Raw genomic sequence first — 18424 nt, 5'->3', positions numbered from 1 at the left:
GCACTGCCTGGCGTTACACTTTCCGCATGACCATCGCTCCCGCTCCGCGTTCTCCGAAGAAGCGCGCCCCTCTGTATGAGGAGGTGGCCGAACACGTGCGCGAGCGGATCTACGACTACCGCCTGCCGCCGGGCGAGTGGATCGACGAACCGGCGCTGTGCGAGGAACTGGCCATCAGCCGTACGCCCCTGCGCGAAGCGTTGAAGCTGCTCGCTGCCGAAGGCCTGGTGCAGATCGATGCCGGCCGCGGCGCACGGGTAACCCGGTTGACCCTGGAAGACCTCAACCAGCTGTTCCCGGTGATGGCGATGCTGGAAGGCCGATGTGCGCATGAAGCGGTCAAGCACATCGACGACGCCGGCGTGCAGCAGCTGGAAGACCTGCACGCGGCGATGGAAGCGGCCGCCGCCGAGGGCAACATCGCCGAGTACTACCGCAACAACTACCTCATCCACGAGACAGTGCAGCATTACGCCGGCAACCCGTGGCTGATCCGCATCACCCACGACCTTCACCGCATCCTGAAGATGCATCGCGGCCGCCAGCTGCTGGCGCCGGGCCGCACCGCGCAGTCGCTGGCCGAACACCGCGAACTGATGGACTGCTTCCGCCAGCGCGATGCTGCAGCCGCCGAACGCACGATGGAACGCCACCTGCTCAGCCAGGGCCAGGCCTTGGCTGCGTATGTGGCCAGCGGCGGGTTGTTGAACGTGCCTGCGCCGTTGCCGACCGAAGGCGGAAGCTGAGCTCATGGGATTGCCGGCCAGCGGCCGGCACTACCCCGGCGAGGCCCGGTCACGGTAGTGCCGGCCGCTGGCCGGCAACCTCGATAGGTCACGTCCGGGTAGTGCCGGCCGCTGGCCGGCAACCTGGAATCTCTCCTCAATCGCCGCCGCCGCAGCTGCCGCCGTCTCCGCTCCCACCGCTGTCGCCACTGCTGCAGTCGGAACTGCTGTAGCTGTGGTGGCTGTTGCTGTCCCCGGAATAGCCCCCGGTGAAATCCGCCGGTCCACCGCTGCTGCCATCGGCTCGCGCGGGCGAACCATCGGCGGTGGCCATCGCCATGCACACGATCGCGCCGACCAATGGCAGCAGCCACACCACCAGCAGCTGCCCGGCGCGGCTGCTGGCGGGAAGGTCGTCGCGGCCCAGCACCACGAAACTGGCCACCAGGTTCAGCCCCAGCACCAGGGCAATCAGGACGAGGGTCACAGCCAGCATGGCGCAGCTCCTTGCGACGGGTTCGGGCCCGCAGACGATACCACCGCCGCCGGTTCGCCCTGCCTGTCATGAAGATGGGACAATGTGGAGCGCGCCGGCCTGCCCTCGGGGCCGCCGGCCCCCCTGCACCACACGGAAGAAGAAGAACAACAACATGCTGAAAGTCATTTTCGATACCGACCCGGGCGTCGACGACGCGCTGGCTCTGCTGTACCTGCACAAGCACCCCCAGATCGACCTGATCGGCGTCACCACCACCTTCGGCAATGCCTCGGTGGAGTCGACCACCCACAACGCGCTGTACCTGAAGCAGGCCTGGGGCCTGTCCGCGCCGGTCGCGCGCGGCGCCGAAGGCCCGCTGCAGCCCGAAGCCACCCCGGAAGCCTGGCCGGTGCACATCCACGGCCACAACGGGCTGGGCAACCACCCGGTGCCGGAAACGCTGGACGCAACCGCCGACGGCCGTCCTGCGCACCAGCTGATCATCGACCTGGTGCGCGCCCATCCGGGCGAAGTGACCTTGGTGGCGGTCGGCCGCATGACCAACCTGGCGCTGGCCCTGCAGCAGGCCCCGGACATCGCCGGCCTGGTGCGTGGCGTGGTGCTGATGGGCGGTGCGTTCCACGTCAACGGCAACATCACCCCGGCGGCCGAGGCCAACATCTGGGGTGACGCGGAAGCGGCCGACATCGTGTTCACCGCCCAGTGGCCGGTCACCGCGATCGGCCTGGACGTGACCACCCGCGTCGAGATGAACCGCGACGGCCTGGACAAGCTGGCCGCGATCGGCGGCGCCGATGCCGAACTGGTCCGCGCCCTGTCGCAGGACTACGTCGACTTCTATCTGCAGGCCGGCCACAAGGGCATGGTCGTGCACGACTGCTGCGCCTGCATCGCCCTGACCCGCCCGGAGCTGTTCCAGTTCGAGCGCGCCAGCGTGCGCGTGGCCACCGACGGTGTCGCCCGTGGCATGACCATTCCCAAGCCGGAAGGCATGGGCTTCGGCCCCAGCGTGTGGGACGGCCATGTCCTGCAGTCCATCGCCATCGGCGTGGATGCGGCCGCGGTGCTGGCCGACATCGAGCAGATCCTGAAGGTCTAAGCGCTCACTGCCCGCCCCGGGACACGGGGCGGGTCTTCGGCACGGTCTCCGGCAGCGTCCACAGCACCGGCAGCACCAGCACCGCCACCAGCGCGATCATCGCCCCCGGCGCCGCCGCCCAGCCGCTGCGTTCCACCCACCATTGCGCCAACCACGGCGTCGCCCCGCCGAACACTGCGGTGGCCATGGTCACCCCCAGCGCCAGACCACTGACCCGGCCCTCGCCGGGGAACTGCTCGGCCGTAGCCGGTGCCGCCACCGCACTGATACCGCCGGCCACACAGGCCAGGCTCACCGCTGCCAGCACGATGCCCAACGGCGCAGCAGAGGCCATCCAGCCGAACATCGACAACGGCAGCAGCGCCGCCAGCACCGTCAGCCCCAGCAGCAGCGGACGCCGCCCGAAGCGATCGGACAGCGCCCCGCACAGCGGGGTGATCGCGATCACCGCCACCGCCGCAATCGTCGACAGCCACAGCGCATCACCTTCGTCGTGCCCTTGTGCGTGCAGGAATGCTGGCACATAGGTGATGCCCACGTAGTAGGTGATCGAACCCAGTGCGGAAATCGCGAACGTGCGCGCCACGGCACCGGGATGGTTGCGCAGCACGTGCCGCAGCGGCGTAGCCGGAATGCTGCCTTCGCGCCGCTGCCGCTCGAACTCCGGCGATTCGTGCATGCCCGAACGCGCGATCAGGATCACCAGTGCCAGCGCCGCGCCGAAGAAGAACGGGATCCGCCAGCCCCAGCTGTCCAGCTGCGGCGCAGGCAGCAGGGCCACGGTGAGCGCGGAGATCGCCACTGCCAGCAACGCACCTACTTCACTGGCCGCCGAGGCCAGCGAGGTGACCAGGCCACGTCGTCGCGCCGGCGCGCTTTCCAGCAGATAGGCGACCACGCCTGTGTATTCGCCGCCCACGGAAAACGCCATCACGCAGCGCAGGATCAGCAGCAGCACGCCAGCAGTCACACCCGCGGTGGCCGCGGTCGGCAGCAACGCGGTGGCCAGCATGGCCGCGGCCATCAACGCCATCGAGGCCAGCAGCATCCAGCGCCGGCCGAGCCGGTCACCCAGGTGGCCGAAGCACAGCGCACCGAGCGGACGCATCAGGTAGGACACCGCGAAGCCGGCCAGGGTGACCAGCATCGCCTCTTCGCCACCGCCGAAGAACACCCGCGACAGCACCGTGGCGAAGTACAGGTACAGGGTGAAGTCGTACCACTCCACCACCGTGGACAGGCCGGCCACCCACATCGAGCGCTGCCGTCCTGCGGTCATTGCGTGCTTTCCTTCATGGCCGCAGCGTGTCATGAAGGCGGTGACGATGCAGTAGATCCACGCCATGCGTGGATGGCTTGCCCCGCCAGACTTCAGGCCGGCAACTGCAACAGCGCCTGCAAACCGCCGCCCTCGCGATTGTGCAGCCGTAGAGAACCACCGAGCGATTGCGCCAGCTGCACGGCGATGGCCAGACCGAGCCCGGTACCGCCGGTATCCCGGTTGCGTGAGCTTTCCAGCCGATGGAAGGGCGCCAATACCGCCTGCAGCTGGTCCTCGGGAATACCGGGGCCACGATCGGAAATCCGAATCCACACCCTGCCCGCCTCGTCACGACCGGCATCAATCTCCGCGCTCCCGGCATAGCGCAAAGCGTTGTCGACCAGATTGCCGACCACCCGCCGCAGTGGTTGCGGCCACGTCTGCACGATCAGGCCGCTCGGGGCGCCACCACTGACTGGCTTGCCCACGTCCTGGTAATCGCCGACCACGCTGGACAGGAATGCCGCCAGATCCATTGCCACCGGCTCACCACTGGCCACATGGCTGCTGCGCGCGTACGCCACGCCTTCGCGTACCAGCTGTCCCAGATGGTCCAGGTCGGCCAGCAGCCGTTGCTGGGTGGCGTCTTCAGGCAGCGTTTCCACCCGCAGCTTCATCCGCGTGATCGGCGTCTGCAGATCGTGCGAGATCGCCGCCAGGATCTGCAGGCGTTCACTGACATGACCACGGATGCGGGCCTGCAGTGCGTTGAGTGCCGTTGCTGCGGTGCCTACCTCCGCTGGACCGTCTTCAGGCAGCGCCGGCCCGTCCTGGCCGGGCTGCAGGTGCTCCATCGCGTGCGACAGCTGTGCCAACGGCCGCATCGCCAGCCGTACCGCCAACCATGCGCACAGCAGCAGCAGTGCCAGCTGCGCCATCAGCACCAGCGGTAACCAGCGTGCCAGTGGCAGGCCGGACGGTGTGACCTCGATGGTCAGCGGCGTGCCGTCGTGCAGGCGCAGCTCCACTTCAAAGCGCTCGGGCATACGCGAGACCTGCCGCGCCTGCAGCGGATATCGATGCCGCAGACTGTCATCGATGATGCTGGTGACCTGTCGCGCACGATCAGTCTCCGGCGCAGGGCCGGCCGCGGCCGGGCGCAACAGATAGCGGTAGGTTCGCCGTTCCAGACGCGGCACCCACGCTTCGCGCTCGCTGGCGGGCAAGCGCTCCAGCAAGGCCACGCTCACGGCCACGTCCTCGTCGAGGTTGCGCAGCATCATGCTGCGGGTGGACTGGTAGCGCTCGTAGAACAGCAGGCCGAACGACAGCGCATGGGCCAGAGTCAGCCCACCCAGCAGCAACAGCAGCAGCCGCGCCGACAGCGTGCGCGGCCACGGCAGGCGGCGCGCCGCGGCGTTCATTCCTCCGGCCCCAGCAACTGCACCGGCACGCTGAACACATAGCCTTCGCTGCGCACGGTCTTGATGTAGGTCGGCTCACGCGCATCGTCGCCCAGGCGCTGGCGCACGCGGCTGACCAGCAGGTCGATCGAGCGGTCGAACAGTTCCGCATCGCGGCCCTGGGTGAGGCTGAGCAGCTGGTCGCGGCTGAGCACACGGTTGGCGTGGTCAAGGAACACGCGCAGCAGCCGGAACTCGGCGCCGCTGAGCGGATAGGCGGTGTCCTGCGCGTCCAGCAGGTGGCGGGCGGTGGTATCCAGGCGCCATTCGCCGAAGGCCAGCTGGCGGCCGGCTTCGCTCACCTGCAGGTTCGGCGGCAGCATCTGCGTGCGGCGGATCACCGCGTTGATGCGTGCCAGCAGTTCGCGCGAGGAGAACGGTTTGGTCACGTAATCATCGGCGCCCATTTCCAGGCCGATGATGCGGTCGGTCTCATCATCGCGGGCGGTCAGCAGCACCACCGGCACGGCGCGGTGCTTGCCGGCCCGCAGGTTGCGGCACAGGCTCAAGCCATCCTCGCCGGGCATCATCACATCCAGCACCACCAGGTCCACCGCATGGGTGTCCATCAGCGCGCGCATCGCGCGGCCACCATCGGCCTGGCTGACGCGCAGGCCGTTGCGCTGCAGGTAGTCGGCCAGCATCTGGCGGATGTCGCTGTCATCGTCGACGACAAGGATGTGCGGTACGTGGTTCATCGTATTCTCGATCGAGGCAGGGGCGAAGCCGCGCGACGCGGCCATGGTAGCGCGGCTCAGGGGCTGGCCAGCAGGCGCTGGATCTCGCTTTCGGTACGCGCATAGTCGCCTTCACCGTAGTGCCGGTAGACCACCCGCCCCTGCCGGTCGATCAGGTACAGCGCGGGCCAGAAACGGTTACCCCACGCGTTCCAGATCCGGTACTGGTTGTCCTGCACCACCGGCCAGGTGATATCCAGCCGGTGGATCGCACGGCGCAGGTTCCCCGGCAGCCCTTCATACGCGAATTCGGGGGTGTGCACGCCGATCACGTGCAGGCCCTGTTCCGCGTATCGGCGATGCCACTGGTGAACGTACGGCGCCACGTTGAGGCAATTGCTGCAGGTGTAGGTCCAGAATTCGACCAGCACCACCTGCCCGCGCAGCTGCTGCAGGGTCAGCGGCGGGGTGTTGTGCCATGGCCCACCGCCGCTGAATCCCGCAGCGGGTGCGGCCTCGGCAGTCTGTGCACCGGCTTCGGGGCTTGGCCACGCAAGCAGCAGCGCAACGGCGCCGAGCAGGGACAGCAGCAGCGGCACGGTATAGGCACGAAGCGTGGCCATTGCTCAGCCCCCCTGCTCGGCCAGCGGCAGCTCGGCCGGCTTCACACCGGCAGCTTCCAGGATGCTGTCGGCCACCTGCGCGGGGTGCGAGAGCAGCGAGACATGGCTGCTGCCGATCGACTGCAGCTGCGCGCCAATGCGCTGCGCGGTGGCGACCTGCAGCTGCGGCGAGAGCATGCGGTCATCGCGGCTGACCACGTACCAGCTCGGCTTGCTGCGCCATGCCGCCGTGGTCACGGCCTCACCCAGCGCACTGGCCTTCAACGGCACCTGCGTGCTGTACAGCAGGGCGGCGGCCTTCTTCATCACGTCGGGTGCGAAATCCTGGGCGATGGCATCGGCCGGCAGGGTCAGGTAACCGTCTTTCTCCTGCAGGCGGGTCAGCCCGGGGCCGACCGGGAAGCCTTCGCCCTGCTGCGCGGAGGACTGGCCGACATCCGGTGCGAACGCGGCCACGTAGACCAGCGCCTGCACCTTGGGATCGTCGCCCGCTTCGGTGATGACCGTGCCGCCCCAGCTGTGGCCGACCAGCACCACCTTGCCAGGCGCGGCAGCGATCGCGCGACGGGTAGCGGCAACGTCATCGGCCAGCGAGGTGAGCGGATTCTGTACCGCCACCGCCGGCAGCTTCCAGGCATGCAGGGTGCCGATGACCTTGTTCCAGCTGGAGCCATCGGCGAAGGCGCCATGCACCAGGATGATGGTGGGCGGCGCGCCGGCATCGGCCTGCACGGCGAAGGCGGGGGTGGCGGTGCCGGCCAGGGCCAGGGCAGCGGCAAGCAGGGTGGTGCGGATCATGGGTGGCACTCCGGTGTTGGGAGTGGCCATTTCCGCGTGCCGGTGTATCCCTGCTGTTTCGCTGTGATGCCGAGTTGTACCGGACTGTAGGGCGGCGGCGGGTTCCTACAGTGGGATACATTCGGCCGCTGGGCATGCCCCGGCGCCATCGGGTGGATATCGCTCCCCGCACGCGGGCGCGCAACGCGCCGATGCGCCCCCGATGCGGCGTCTTTGTATCCAACTGTACGAAACCCCTGCCGCAGCCACAGTCGCTGACAAAACCCCGGGCATCGACACACGTTGCCGATACCTGCGTGGCCCGAAATGGCCTCCATCGACAACCGGCCCGCAGGACACACCCATGATCAGCACCGCCTCCTCCCTCTACACCCCACGCCTGGATGCCGTCGGCCGCTGGCTTTCGCCGCTGGCCCTGCGCGCCCTGCTCGCCTGGGAATTCTTTGAATCCGGTCGCGAGAAGCTGGGCGGCCAGAACTGGTTCGCCGATCTGGAAGGCCGGTTCCCGTTCCCCTTCTCCACCCTGCCCGCCTCGCTCAACTGGCAGCTGGCCACCTGGCTGGAACTGGTGGGCGCGGTGATGCTGCTGCTGGGCCTGGCCACGCGCTCGGTGGCGTACATCTTCTGGGTGCTCACCATCGTGGCCATCGCCGCCGTGCACTGGCCCGACCAGTGGAACGGCCTGGATGAACTCTGGCGGGGCTATGCGATCACCGACCAGGGCTACGGCAACTTCAAGCTGCCGCTGCTGTTCCTGGCCATGCTGCTGCCGCTGATCCTCAACGGTGCTGGATCACTCAGCCTGGACCGTCTGCTTGCCAGCCCGCAACACGCCGCCGCAGACGATGACGGCCTCGGCTGGGGCAGCAGCCTGATCGCGCTGCTGCTGCCGGTCGCCGCACTACTGCCCGGCGTCGGCTTCGGCGGTGCCCTGCTCGGCGCCGCGTTGTTGCTGGCCCATGTACTGCGCCGTCGCCGCAGCGCCTGATCCGCTTCCGCCCTCTCCCACCCTTCCTCGCATCGCATTCCGTCGCCTTCCAGCGGCGTCCATCCCGCACGCCCTGCGTGCACATCCCAAGGAGTCATCACCATGTCCGTCTCGACCAATAACACCTCTGCTTCCCGTCTGCCGCGCATCGGCGCCATCGGCATCGCCCTGGCCGGCGGCCTGCTGCTGGCCGGCCAGGCTGCCGCGATCCAGCCGCTGGCGATCAGTGCCGTGGCCATGAGCGCCGCCGCCGAAGGCAAGTGCGGTGAAGGCAAGTGCGGCGCCAACAAGGCCACCACCAGCAAGCCCGCCGGCAAGGCCAAGGTAGCCGAGGGCCAGTGCGGCGAAGGCAAGTGCGGCGACGCCTCGTTTGCCCGGACCGACCGTGACCACGACGGAAAGGTGTCGCGTGCCGAGTTCAATGCCGTGGCCGCCAAACGTGCCGCCGAATTCGACCGCATCGACACCGACCACGACGGTTACATCAGCGAGCAGGAAGCGCACGACTACCTGCGCAGCGTCTACACCGCCAATGGCAAGCCGATGCCGAAGGGCCTGTTCTCGCGCGTTGCCGACTGATTGCCCGCACCCGGTGCCGCCCTTGTGGCGGCACCTCATCCCGGAGTACCCACCATGTCCCTGCCTTTGCCTACCGCCAGTGCGGGCCTCGGCCTGCGCCGAGGCCTGATCGATGAGCTTCTGGCGATGCCGGCCGATGCCATCGACTTCCTCGAATGCTCGCCGGACAACTGGATCGGCGTCGGCGGTGCACACGGTGCCGCGCTGCGCCAGCTGAGCGAGCGCCACCGCCTGACCTGCCACGGTCTTTCGCTGTCGCTGGGTGGACCGGACCCACTGGACCGCACGCTGCTGCAACAGACCCGCGCTTTTCTCGACCTGCACCAGGTACAGCTGTACAGCGAACACCTGAGTTACTGCGCCGCCGGGGGCCATCTCTATGACCTGCTGCCGCTGCCGTTCACCGCCGAGGCCGTACGCCACGTTGCCGGGCGCATCGCCCAGGTGCAGGACAGCCTGGGGCGTCGTATCGCGGTGGAGAACATCTCCTACTACGCAGTGCCCGCTGCCGACATGAGCGAGATCGAGTTCATCACTGCCGTGCTTGCCGAAGCCGACTGCGACCTGCTGCTGGACGTCAACAATGTCTTCGTCAACGCCTGCAACAATGGCTACGACGCCTTCGATTTCCTGCGCCGCGTGCCGGCCCACCGCGTGGCCTCCCTGCATGTGGCTGGCCACTTCGACGAGGACGACGGCTTCAAGATCGACACCCACGGCGCGCCGGTGAAGGGTGTGGTCTGGGCCCTGCTACGCGAGGCCTATGCGCACGTAGGCGTGCGCCCCACTCTGCTGGAGCGCGACTTCAATTTCCCGCCGCTGGCCGAACTGCTTGCTGAAGTGCAACAGATCCGCAGGGCCCAGGCCGACGCCGAGTTGCCGGAGGTGGCCCATGGCTGAGTCCCTGGCCACGTTGCAGCGGCGCTGGGCCGACCATGTGCGCGATCCCTCGATGCCCGCACCCGATGGCATCGCGGCATGGCGGCTGGCGATCTACTGCCGCCTGTGCATCGACAGTCTGGACAACCTGCTGGCCGGCAGCCTGCCGCGCCTGCATCAACAACTGGGCGAAGCGCGCTGGCGTGGCCTGGTCGAGCACTACTACGCGTACCACGACTGCCACACCCCGCTGTTCCCGCAGATCGCCAGCGAGTTCGCTGCCTGGCTGGCGGCGCAGGACACGTTCGCGCTGCCCGGCTGGGCAGCGGAACTGGCGCACTACGAGAGCACGCAGCAGGCACTGCACATCGAAGCGCGTGATGCCGGGCATTCGTTGCACTCCATGCCTGCGGGCAGCGACGTGCTGGCGCTGTCGCCGCTGGTGCGGGTACTGGGCTACCAGTGGCCGGTGCATGAGGACGCCGGACTGGACGATGCGCCCGCCAGCGAGCCGACACTTCTGCTGCTGCGTCGCCTGGCGGACGACCGCCTGCAGGTCGAGGAACTGGCACCGCTTGCATATGCGCTGTTGTCGGCCTTTGGCAACGACGGTGCGCGCGTGGACGACGCCCGGCAGGCGCTGGCTGAGGCGCATGGCGTGGCCACCGATGCACTGCGCGTGGTGGCCGCGCCCTTGCTGGGCGAACTGTGCGCGGCCGGCGTGCTGGTCGCGCTGACCGGGTTCTGAGATTGCCGGCCAGCGGCCGGCACTACCCCTATCTGATTCGAGGTCTGACCATGGCTGTTTCCAACACTTCCTTGCTGCATGGCTGGCGCCTGTTCATGGCCATCGCCGCAGTCCTGATCGCCTTTGCGCTGGCAGCCTTCGCTCTGCAACCGGATCTGGCCGAGGGCAGCCGCGCAGCGATCCGGGTCACTGCCCGCACGTCGTTCCTGCTGTTCCTGGCCGCGTTTACGGCATCGTCATTTGCCACCCTGCTGCCCGGGCCGACCACCCGCTTCCTGATGCGCGAGCGCCGCATCATCGGCCTGTCGTTTGCGTTCTCGCATCTGCTGCATGCCTTCGCCATCACCGCGTTCGGCATCCTCAATCCGGCGTTCTGGCCAGCGCGCTCCGCCCTTGCCAATCTTCCCGGAACGATGGGTTACGTGGCCATCCTGGCGCTGGCCATCACCTCGCACCGGAGCATCGCCCGGCGCATGGGTCCAACCGCCTGGCGGCGACTGCACGTCACCGGCATGTGGGTCATCGCGGCGGTGTTCACCTATTCGTACTTCAAACGTGTACCCACGAACTTCTGGTATGCGGTGCCTTCGGCACTGCTGTTCACCGCCTTCGTGGTCCGCTGGATCGCCAAACGTGCTCAGTCGCTGCGCCGCAGCGCCCACGCCCGTCCTTCCCTGCCAGCGGCCTGATCATCCCCAACCGGAGTTTGAACATGACAGTCTCTTCCTCTCGCCGCCGTGCACTGGTCATCGGCGGCTCACGCGGTATCGGTGCGGCCATTGCGCAACGCTTGGCCGTTGATGGCCATGACGTCGCCATCACCCACGTCTCGCGCCCCGATGGGGCGCAGGCATCGCTTGATGCCATCCGCGCGCACGGTGGCCGCGCGCTCGCCTTCCAGGCTGACAGCAGCGATGCCGATGCGTTGCGCCGGGCCGTGGCCGCCGCTGCGCAGGCCTTCGGTGGGTTGGATGTGCTGGTGGTCAATGCCGGCCTGTACCGGCATACACCGATCGACAGCGTGGATCTGCCTACGCTGGACCAGCTGCTGGCGGTGAACATACGTGGCGTGGTGCTGGCCATCCAGGCGGCCCTGCCGCATCTGTCCGGCGGTGGCCGCATCATCACCATCGGCAGCAACACTGCCGTGCGCAGTGGTTCGCCCGGCAGCAGCCTGTATGCGATGAGCAAGGCGGCGGTGGCCGCTCTGGTGCGCGAGCTGGCGCTGGAGCTGGCCCCCAGCGGCATCACCATCAACAACCTGCAACCCGGCCCGACTGCGACCGACATCACCGCCGGGCTGGATGAAAAGCTTGCTGCGCGGGTACCCCTGGGCCGCATTGCCCAGCCTGCCGAAATCGCGTCATTGGCCAGTTGGGTAGCGGGGCCGGAAGCGGGCTACATGACAGGCAGCAGCCTGACCATCGATGGAGGCTTCATCCTCTGAGCCGTTGCACGATCCCCCATCCCACACCCCACCGCATCACGGCGCCCGGCGCAGGGTGATCATCGTAATCTCCGACGGTATGCCGATGCGGGCCGGGAACCCGGCCCACAGGCCGGCACCGTTGCTCACGTACAGCGTCATGCCATCCACCGCGTAGCGACCGGAGACGAAGCCGCCGTTGGCGCGCTTCACCAGCTGGTCCATGCCGATGATCTGTCCGCCATGGGTGTGCCCGGACAGCTGCAGCTTCACCCCGCGTGCAGCGGCCTCGCGTGCATTGCGGGGCCGATGGTCGAGCAGGATCACCGGTGCGCTGGGGTCGGCACCGGCCAGGGCGGCCTCCAGGTCGGGCAGCGGCAGGCCATAGCGTGCGGCGACCGGGTCGGTGACACCGGCGATGGTCAGTGCCGCCCCGCCACGGCGCACCTGGGTGTGGCTGTTTTCCAGCACCTGCATGTGCAGCGCGCGGAACGCCTGCATCCATTCGCTGTACTGCGCGTAGTACTCGTGGTTGCCGGTAATGGCGATCACCCCGTCCGGCGCACGCAGGTCCGCCAGTGGCGTGTAATCGTTGCGGCGCGCCTGCACGCTGCCGTCGATCAGGTCGCCGGTGATCACCACCAGATCCGGCTGCAGTGCATTGCTTGCAGCCACGACCTGGCGCACCCAGTCGCCGGTCAGCAGGCGGCTGGCGTGAATGTCGGTGAGCTGCAGCACACGGTAGCCATCGAAGGCCTGCGGCAGTCCGCTGATGGCCACCTCGATCTGCCGTGGCTTGGGTACGGCCATGCCCTGGCTGACACCGAAGGCACTGAGCAGCAGCGCCAGCACCGCGGCAGACGGGCGCAGCGCCTTGCTGCGCAGTACGGAAAGGGCGCGCGGGGCGCGCAGCAGGCGCGCGGCCAACAGGCCGGCGTCCAGCACCAGCAACGCCAGGGCCAGCAGCAGCACGGCGGTGGAACCGGTGGCCAGCGTGGCAATGGCCATCTTCGGAATTTCCGGGGAGGCCATCGTGCCCCAGAAGCTGGCGACGATGCGCAGCTGCACGGCAATGCCCACCAGCAGCACCGACAGCACCACCTTCGACCAGACAGGCAGGCGCAGCGGCCAGAAAAGGCGCCAGGCCACATACAGGCCCATCAGAAAACCAATCGTACTCAGCACTACGACAATCCAGAACGGCGAACAGGCCCGCCATGGTGACGGCAGAAGATGGCAATGGATAGAGCCGGGCATGGGCCCAGCCCCGACATCGTCACGCTTCCGGCAAGCGTTCCACCCGCAATCGCGTGATGCGCCGCTTCTCCATCGCCAGCACGGTGATGCGGATACCGGCCACCTCCAGCGTGTCGCCGATGTCGGGCAGGCGCCCCAGTTGCTCCAGCACCAGCCCGGAAATGGTCATGTAGTCCGCGCTGCGCGGCAGCGACACGCCGGCCAGCCGCTGCAGGTCGTCCAGGGTCAGCGCGCCGTCGGCGTCCCAGCAGTCCTCGCCCTGTGCAACCACGCCATAGCGCTCGTCCTGGGTATCGGCCAGATCACCGGCGATGGCCGCCAGCAGGTCGTTGGCCGTCACCAGGCCTTCCACGCTGCCGTACTCGTCCACCGCCACTGCCAACGGCACCGGGTGCTGGCGGATCAGCTCCAGGGCCTGCAACGCACTGGCGCTGGACAGCACGTACTGCGGCTCGCGCAGGTTGCCTTCCAGTTGCAGTGGCTTGCCCTGCAGCAGGTCGGCCAGCAGGTCACGGCTCTGCACCACGCCACGCAGGCTGTCCAGGTCGCCCTCGCCCACCAGCATCCGCGTATGCGGCGACGCCACCAGGCGTGCGACCACATCGTCGTGACCACGCGCCATGTCGATCCACTGCACGTCGGCACGCACCGTCATCACGCTCGATACCGGGCGGTCGGCCAGGCCCAGCACACTGCGGATCATCTCGTGCTCGGCGGGCTGCAGGCGTTCTTCGGAGCTGCCGCGCTCATCGGCTTCATCTTCATCGTGGCCATTGGCCTGGCGCGCACCCAACAGCCGCAGCACGGCATCGGCAGTACGCTGGCGGAACGGCTGGCGCTGTTCGTTGCGCTCGCGGTTGAAACGTATCCACTGGTTGAACGCTTCCACCAGGATCGAGAACGCGATGGCCGCGTACAGGTACCCCTTCGGGATCTTGTAGCCCAGGCCCTCGGCCACCAGGCTGAAACCGATCATCAGCAGGAAGCCCAGGCACAGCACCACCACGGTCGGGTGCTTGTTGACGAAGCGGGTCAGCGGCTTGCTGGCCAGCAGCATCAGCGCCATCGCGATGGTCACCGCCGCATACATCACGCCGAGGTTGTCGACCATGCCGACCGCGGTGATCACCGAATCCAGCGAGAACACCGCATCAAGCACCACGATCTGCGCCACCACCATCGCAAAGCTGGCATAGACCTTCTTGCCGTCCTCGTGATGCTCGCGGCCTTCAAGCCGCTCGTGCAGCTCCATGGTGCCCTTGAACAGCAGGAACAGGCCGCCGCCGAGCAGGATCAGATCGCGGCCGGAGAAGCTGTGCTCCAGCAGCGTGACCAGTGGCTCGGTCAGTTTCATGATCCAGGCCAACGCAGCCAGCAGCACCAGCCGCATCAGCAGCGCCAATGCCAGGCCGATCACCCGCGCGCGGTCGCGCTGGTGCGGCGGCAGCTTGTCGGCCAGGATCGCGATGAACACCAGGTTGTCGATGCCGAGAACGATCTCCAGCACGACCAGGGTTGCAAGGCCCATCCATATCGAGGGGTCAGCCAACCATTCCATTTCAGGTCCGTTTCGTCAGTAAGGGAAAAGTGGTGCGGTGCAGGCGTGCGGCGCGGCCAGGCTCAATCCGCATCCTGCGCCTGCGCAGGGTCATGCCCGAGCAGGTCGCCGGGGCTGCATTGCAGTTCGCGGCAGATCGCATCGAGGGTGGAAAAGCGGATTGCGCGTGCCTTGCCGGTCTTCAGGATCGACAGGTTGGCCAGGGTGATGTCGATGCGCCCGGCCAGCTCGGACAAGGTCATGCCGCGTTGCTGCAGCATGCGGTCGAGGGTGATGACGATCGCCATCAGATCATGCCCATCAAATCACACCGTCCAGATCGTCGCGCATCGCTGCGCCAACGGTGAACACCCGCGCCAGCACGAACAGCATCAGTACGGCCACCAGGCCGGTGATCGACATGCCACCGCCAACTTCCATCCACGCAAAGTCCGGCCCCATCCAGCTGGCATACAGACCGATCACGATGGACAGCACCTCCATCGCCAGCATCAGCCAGGCCATGCGTTGCAGGCGTACGGCATTGGCATGGGTGAAGGGGCGTTCGTTGGCCGCAGAACGCAGCAGCCGCGCCAGGTGGCGCAGGAACACCAGGCACAGCACCAGCAGCGCGACGATGGCGGCCAGGCCCACGCAGAAATGCAGGAAAAGATGCGAACCGTGCATGGCCGCGGCCTGCGCGTCGTGCACGCTGTCCAGCAGCCAGCTGCGGTCGTAGGCCACCAGCGGCACCGCCAGCAGCGCGGCCAGGATGCCCAGCCAGCACATCGCGCGCACCGCCTGCACGGCGGTCTGGGCGAGGGTGAACAAGCCGCGCGCAGGAAGGGCGCGGGCGGGACGAGCGGTCAAGCAGCCTCCGATGTGGAGCGGCCCTGCCGCCCCGAGGTGGATTTATCGATAAACGATATATCACATCCCCAGGGCGGCTGGCTGAATCGCGCCCGCGCTTGACACCGCCCAGCGGCAAACGGAACATCAGTTAACGAATTAGTTAACTACAACGATGGACCGCATCTTCGAAGCCCTGGCCTCCACCGCACGCCGGCAGATCCTGGCCTACCTCAGCGCCGGCGAACTCAGCGCCGGCGAGCTGGCCGAGCGCTTCGATTTCAGCAAGCCGGCACTCTCCAGCCACCTGCGCATCCTGGAAGACGCCGGCCTGATCGAACGCGAGAAGCGCGGCCAGTTCGTGTACTTCCGGCAGGTGCCCGACCGCCTGGCCAACACGCTGTTTTCCTGGGCTGCCGAAGTCTGTCCGGTCGGCGGCCCGCTGAAGCGGCAAGCGCGCGCACGCCGCAAGACACCCGCCCGCTGAGGAGCACTGCGATGCCCGGTTCGACCCGCACCAGCCGTTCGTTCCCGAGTATCCAGCTTCCGGCACACGACGGCGGTGGCCCGGTGGAAGTCACCCTGATCGCGCAGCTCGGCATCGGTGCCGGCGATGCGCTGGTGAGCGATGCCAGCCAGCGCCAGCGCCACCACCCGGCCTTCATCGATGCGCTGGACGAGCCCTCGGCACGGTTGGGTGGCATGCACCTGCAGCACGGCGATCCGTCATCGCTGTACAGTTTCGTGGTGGGTGCCGGCGGCCATCCCTTCCACCGCCATGCCGGGCCGCGCATGTTCACCGCCATCGCCGGCAGTGCCGGTGCCGAGCTGCGGTTTGCCAGCGCATCCGATCAGCAACTGGCGGACGATCCCTCGCACTTCCTGCGGTCGCTGCGTCGTGTCCGCATCCCGCCCGATTGCCTGTTCACCGTGCGCTTTGGCGGCGGCACCTGGCACCAGTTCGCCTCGAACAGTCCGGCCCACCCTGCCCTGTTCGCGCTTTCGTGCCACAGCAATGAGCTGGCGGGAGCAATGAGCGAGCAGGCACGCGCCCAGGCACAAGCAAACGTCGCGGACATTCCCAGCCTGACCGACCTGCTGCCAGCGGCGCACTGGCCCAGCGCAACCACACTCGCCGCCACGCCGTTGCTGCAACTGTCACTGCAGGCGGCAGCGCCCAGCCTGCGCGCACGCCTGTGCGTGCAGACGCGCACGTTGCTGGGGCCGCTGCGTCGCTTCAGCCTGGAGCCACTGCGCGGATTCGTGGAGCGGGCGACGCCGGCGTACCCGGTCTGCAGCAGCGCGTCGTCGCCTTCAGCGGGAATGCTCGCCAGCGCCCTGCCGCACAGTCACTACAACGACACGACCACGCTGACCCTGCACGGCGGGCAGACCCGCCATCGATCGGCCTCCGCCCTGCTGGCCGACATACTGGACGGGTTCCTGCGCAACCCGCCGGCGGGCGTCGGCCGCTTGATGGCACTGCGCAATCGTCTGGTTGCACCACTGCGTCTGCGCACCTCGCCGCTGGGCTGCCCGGTGTCGTCGTTGCTGTCCACCGACCGCAGCCGCGTGTTCGGCGGACGTTTCCCGGTGCTGGATGCCCGAGTAGATGCGGAAGACCGGTGTGCCGAAGTGCTGCTCGGCGCAGACGACCGCCATCTCCGCTTCCGCAGCAGCGTGCGCGTGCAGTTCTGCGAGGACGGCCAGGTCCAGATCAGCCTGGGCTCGCGCGTGCAGACGCTCAATGCGTTTGGCCGCTTCTACATGGCCATGATCGACAGCGCCCATCGCCATTACGTGGCCCCGGCACTGCTGCGCCGCGCCGTTGAACATGCGCTGGCACCGGAACTGGCCGCGTGGTCCGGCACGCCTGCACATTCCTGAGCTGCGGCAGCAATGTGCAGGGGCCCTGTGCGGCCCCCGTGATCAGACCACGATCTCGCCTTCGTCCTCACCATCCCAGTAATGGATGCGGCTGGCGTGTACGTGGATCAGCACCACACCCGGCGTATCCACGCCCTGCTCGAACCACCGCTCCAGGTCCTTCACCCAATGCTGGGCCATCGTGGCGCGATCGCGGACCAGCGCCGCCCTGCCCTGCACGTGCACGAACAGCGGTGGCTTGCCCAGCAGCGACTTGCTGCCGGTCAGGCCCAGCGCCACGTTCGGGTCGGCGCTGATCTCGCGCACCATATCGGTGTTTTCCATGGTGAAGAACCAGCTGTCGCCGTCGTAGTCCACATCGCCGTTGTTGCTCATAGGGCGGCCAGCGATCTGGCCACCGGCATGGGTCTGCAGCATGGTGAAATCGATGCCGGCCATCTTCTTGGCCAGTTCGGGAAGGGTAAGCGTGGTCATGGGCAGTTCCTTCAACAGATGGGTGTCCAGCGTCTGCTCGACGCGGTGACCGATGCGTGGATGGCTGCTGGCGCCTTCTTCACGCAGTGGCCGCAGTTGGCATTCCCGCGTGCAGCGCGCCCGCGCTGTGGTGACCGTCACTCATCAGTGCGGATAGCGGAACACCAGGTCATCCGGATCGCTGCGCACCGCCTGCGCGTCCAACACGCCGCCGAGGCGGACCGCCACTGCCTGCGAGGCGTGGTTGTCCGCTGCCATGTAGCTCACCAGCGTCGGCAATCCGCGCACCGCGAACGCCCAATCACGCAGCGCCGCCGCCGCCTCGCTGGCGAAACCCTGCCCTTCCTGCCCGGCATACAGCAACCAGCCCAGTTCCTGTTCCGGAAACAGCGGGCCATGGTTGATGCCGACCTGGCCGATGCACTCGCCCGTGTCGCGGCGCTCGATCATCAACGCGCCGTGGCCGAACAGATGCCAGCTGGCCAGGTCGTGGCAGAACTGCCCCCACGCGGCGACCTCAGCGAACGGCCCGCCCATGCCGCGCGCACGGGGCGAGGCCAGGAACGCGGCATACACCGGGAAGTCGTCCAGGCATTGCGCGCGCAGGCGCAGGCGCGGTGTCTCCAGCACCGGGATGTGGATCATGCGTGTGCCA

22 protein-coding genes are annotated in these 18424 nt (G+C 67.7%); 10 read left to right on the top strand and 12 right to left on the bottom strand.

What is annotated here, in order from left to right; genetic code table 11:
* Positions 1 to 26 precede the first annotated feature (26 nt).
* A complete protein-coding gene (locus tag LMF57_RS05425) occupies positions 27 to 746 on the top strand; it encodes a GntR family transcriptional regulator (RefSeq protein ID WP_117309773.1) in 720 nt (239 codons plus the stop codon).
* 136 nt (positions 747 to 882) lie between these two features.
* On the opposite strand, the gene LMF57_RS05420 is transcribed toward LMF57_RS05425, so the two are convergent.
* The gene (locus LMF57_RS05420; RefSeq protein WP_229291041.1) at positions 883 to 1221 is read right to left on the bottom strand and encodes a hypothetical protein; all 339 of its coding nucleotides are present in this window, start codon (positions 1219 to 1221) and stop codon (positions 883 to 885) included.
* 154 nt (positions 1222 to 1375) lie between these two features.
* Between LMF57_RS05420 and LMF57_RS05415 the strand changes: the two genes are divergently transcribed.
* Positions 1376 to 2323, top strand: coding sequence for a nucleoside hydrolase (locus tag LMF57_RS05415; protein ID WP_117309771.1), 948 nt, complete (start codon positions 1376 to 1378; stop codon positions 2321 to 2323).
* 4 nt (positions 2324 to 2327) lie between these two features.
* Here LMF57_RS05415 and LMF57_RS05410 read toward each other — a convergent pair whose 3' ends face one another.
* The 5 genes from LMF57_RS05410 to LMF57_RS05390 all read right to left on the bottom strand — a co-directional run bounded on the left by LMF57_RS05410 (position 2328) and on the right by LMF57_RS05390 (position 7145).
* Positions 2328 to 3602, bottom strand: a complete 1275-nt coding sequence (locus LMF57_RS05410) for an MFS transporter (protein WP_208081878.1) — start codon at positions 3600 to 3602, stop codon at positions 2328 to 2330.
* Positions 3603 to 3694: 92 nt separating this feature from the next.
* Positions 3695 to 5008, bottom strand: a complete 1314-nt coding sequence (locus LMF57_RS05405) for a HAMP domain-containing sensor histidine kinase (protein ID WP_080149437.1) — start codon at positions 5006 to 5008, stop codon at positions 3695 to 3697.
* Positions 5005 to 5745, bottom strand: coding sequence for a response regulator (locus LMF57_RS05400; protein ID WP_025873908.1), 741 nt, complete (start codon positions 5743 to 5745; stop codon positions 5005 to 5007). The genes LMF57_RS05405 and LMF57_RS05400 overlap by 4 nt, the downstream gene beginning before the upstream one ends.
* A 56-nt stretch (positions 5746 to 5801) precedes the next feature.
* On the bottom strand, positions 5802 to 6347 hold the full coding sequence (locus tag LMF57_RS05395) for a redoxin family protein (RefSeq protein ID WP_117309769.1): 546 nt from the start codon (positions 6345 to 6347) through the stop codon (positions 5802 to 5804).
* Between the two features lie 3 nt (positions 6348 to 6350).
* Positions 6351 to 7145, bottom strand: coding sequence for an alpha/beta hydrolase (locus LMF57_RS05390; RefSeq protein ID WP_208081879.1), 795 nt, complete (start codon positions 7143 to 7145; stop codon positions 6351 to 6353).
* A 343-nt stretch (positions 7146 to 7488) separates the two neighbouring features.
* Between LMF57_RS05390 and LMF57_RS05385 the strand changes: the two genes are divergently transcribed.
* The 6 genes from LMF57_RS05385 (at position 7489) to LMF57_RS05360 (ending at position 11786) form a co-directional block, all read left to right on the top strand.
* On the top strand, positions 7489 to 8133 hold the full coding sequence (locus LMF57_RS05385) for a DoxX family protein (protein WP_025873911.1): 645 nt from the start codon (positions 7489 to 7491) through the stop codon (positions 8131 to 8133).
* A gap of 102 nt (positions 8134 to 8235) precedes the next feature.
* Positions 8236 to 8712 (top strand): EF-hand domain-containing protein, encoded by a 477-nt coding sequence (locus LMF57_RS05380; RefSeq protein WP_025873912.1) that lies wholly within the window; start codon positions 8236 to 8238, stop codon positions 8710 to 8712.
* 54 nt (positions 8713 to 8766) lie between these two features.
* A complete protein-coding gene (locus LMF57_RS05375) occupies positions 8767 to 9612 on the top strand; it encodes a DUF692 domain-containing protein (RefSeq protein ID WP_208081880.1) in 846 nt (281 codons plus the stop codon).
* On the top strand, positions 9605 to 10339 hold the full coding sequence (locus LMF57_RS05370) for a putative DNA-binding domain-containing protein (protein ID WP_117309766.1): 735 nt from the start codon (positions 9605 to 9607) through the stop codon (positions 10337 to 10339). Before LMF57_RS05375 ends, LMF57_RS05370 begins: the two co-directional genes overlap by 8 nt.
* A 50-nt stretch (positions 10340 to 10389) precedes the next feature.
* A complete protein-coding gene (locus tag LMF57_RS05365) occupies positions 10390 to 11028 on the top strand; it encodes a ferric reductase-like transmembrane domain-containing protein (RefSeq protein WP_025873915.1) in 639 nt (212 codons plus the stop codon).
* A gap of 23 nt (positions 11029 to 11051) precedes the next feature.
* Positions 11052 to 11786, top strand: coding sequence for an SDR family oxidoreductase (locus LMF57_RS05360; protein WP_025873916.1), 735 nt, complete (start codon positions 11052 to 11054; stop codon positions 11784 to 11786).
* Positions 11787 to 11822: 36 nt separating this feature from the next.
* Here the strand turns inward: LMF57_RS05360 and LMF57_RS05355 are convergent, their stop codons facing one another.
* From LMF57_RS05355 to LMF57_RS05340, 4 genes are all read right to left on the bottom strand, one after another.
* Positions 11823 to 12959, bottom strand: coding sequence for a metallophosphoesterase (locus LMF57_RS05355; RefSeq protein WP_229291364.1), 1137 nt, complete (start codon positions 12957 to 12959; stop codon positions 11823 to 11825).
* Between the two features lie 82 nt (positions 12960 to 13041).
* Positions 13042 to 14580 carry a TerC family protein gene (locus tag LMF57_RS05350; protein ID WP_117309765.1) on the bottom strand — a complete coding sequence of 513 codons (1539 nt, stop codon included), beginning with the start codon at positions 14578 to 14580 and terminating at the stop codon, positions 13042 to 13044.
* Between the two features lie 62 nt (positions 14581 to 14642).
* The gene (locus tag LMF57_RS05345; RefSeq protein WP_025873919.1) at positions 14643 to 14867 is read right to left on the bottom strand and encodes a helix-turn-helix transcriptional regulator; all 225 of its coding nucleotides are present in this window, start codon (positions 14865 to 14867) and stop codon (positions 14643 to 14645) included.
* Between the two features lie 13 nt (positions 14868 to 14880).
* Entirely contained in the window at positions 14881 to 15348 is a 468-nt protein-coding gene (locus LMF57_RS05340) for a DUF2975 domain-containing protein (RefSeq protein WP_059063423.1), read from the bottom strand.
* Positions 15349 to 15583: 235 nt separating this feature from the next.
* Here LMF57_RS05340 and LMF57_RS05335 point away from each other — a divergent pair, with 235 nt between their 5' ends.
* Both LMF57_RS05335 and LMF57_RS05330 read left to right on the top strand, forming a co-directional pair.
* Entirely contained in the window at positions 15584 to 15895 is a 312-nt protein-coding gene (locus tag LMF57_RS05335) for a metalloregulator ArsR/SmtB family transcription factor (RefSeq protein WP_117309764.1), read from the top strand.
* Between the two features lie 11 nt (positions 15896 to 15906).
* Positions 15907 to 17295: a DUF2867 domain-containing protein gene (locus tag LMF57_RS05330; RefSeq protein ID WP_229291040.1), complete on the top strand. Its 1389-nt coding sequence runs from the start codon at positions 15907 to 15909 to the stop codon at positions 17293 to 17295.
* A gap of 42 nt (positions 17296 to 17337) precedes the next feature.
* On the opposite strand, the gene LMF57_RS05325 is transcribed toward LMF57_RS05330, so the two are convergent.
* The gene (locus tag LMF57_RS05325; RefSeq protein WP_229291363.1) at positions 17338 to 17769 is read right to left on the bottom strand and encodes a pyridoxamine 5'-phosphate oxidase family protein; all 432 of its coding nucleotides are present in this window, start codon (positions 17767 to 17769) and stop codon (positions 17338 to 17340) included.
* Positions 17770 to 17913: 144 nt separating this feature from the next.
* Entirely contained in the window at positions 17914 to 18414 is a 501-nt protein-coding gene (locus LMF57_RS05320) for a GNAT family N-acetyltransferase (RefSeq protein WP_229291039.1), read from the bottom strand.
* Positions 18415 to 18424 lie beyond the last annotated feature (10 nt).

The sequence above is a fragment of the Stenotrophomonas sp. SI-NJAU-1 genome (assembly GCF_020883215.1).
GTDB lineage: Bacteria > Pseudomonadota > Gammaproteobacteria > Xanthomonadales > Xanthomonadaceae > Stenotrophomonas > Stenotrophomonas indicatrix.
Note: the sequence above shows the minus strand (reverse complement) of the source record. Positions and strands in the feature narration are given on the sequence as shown.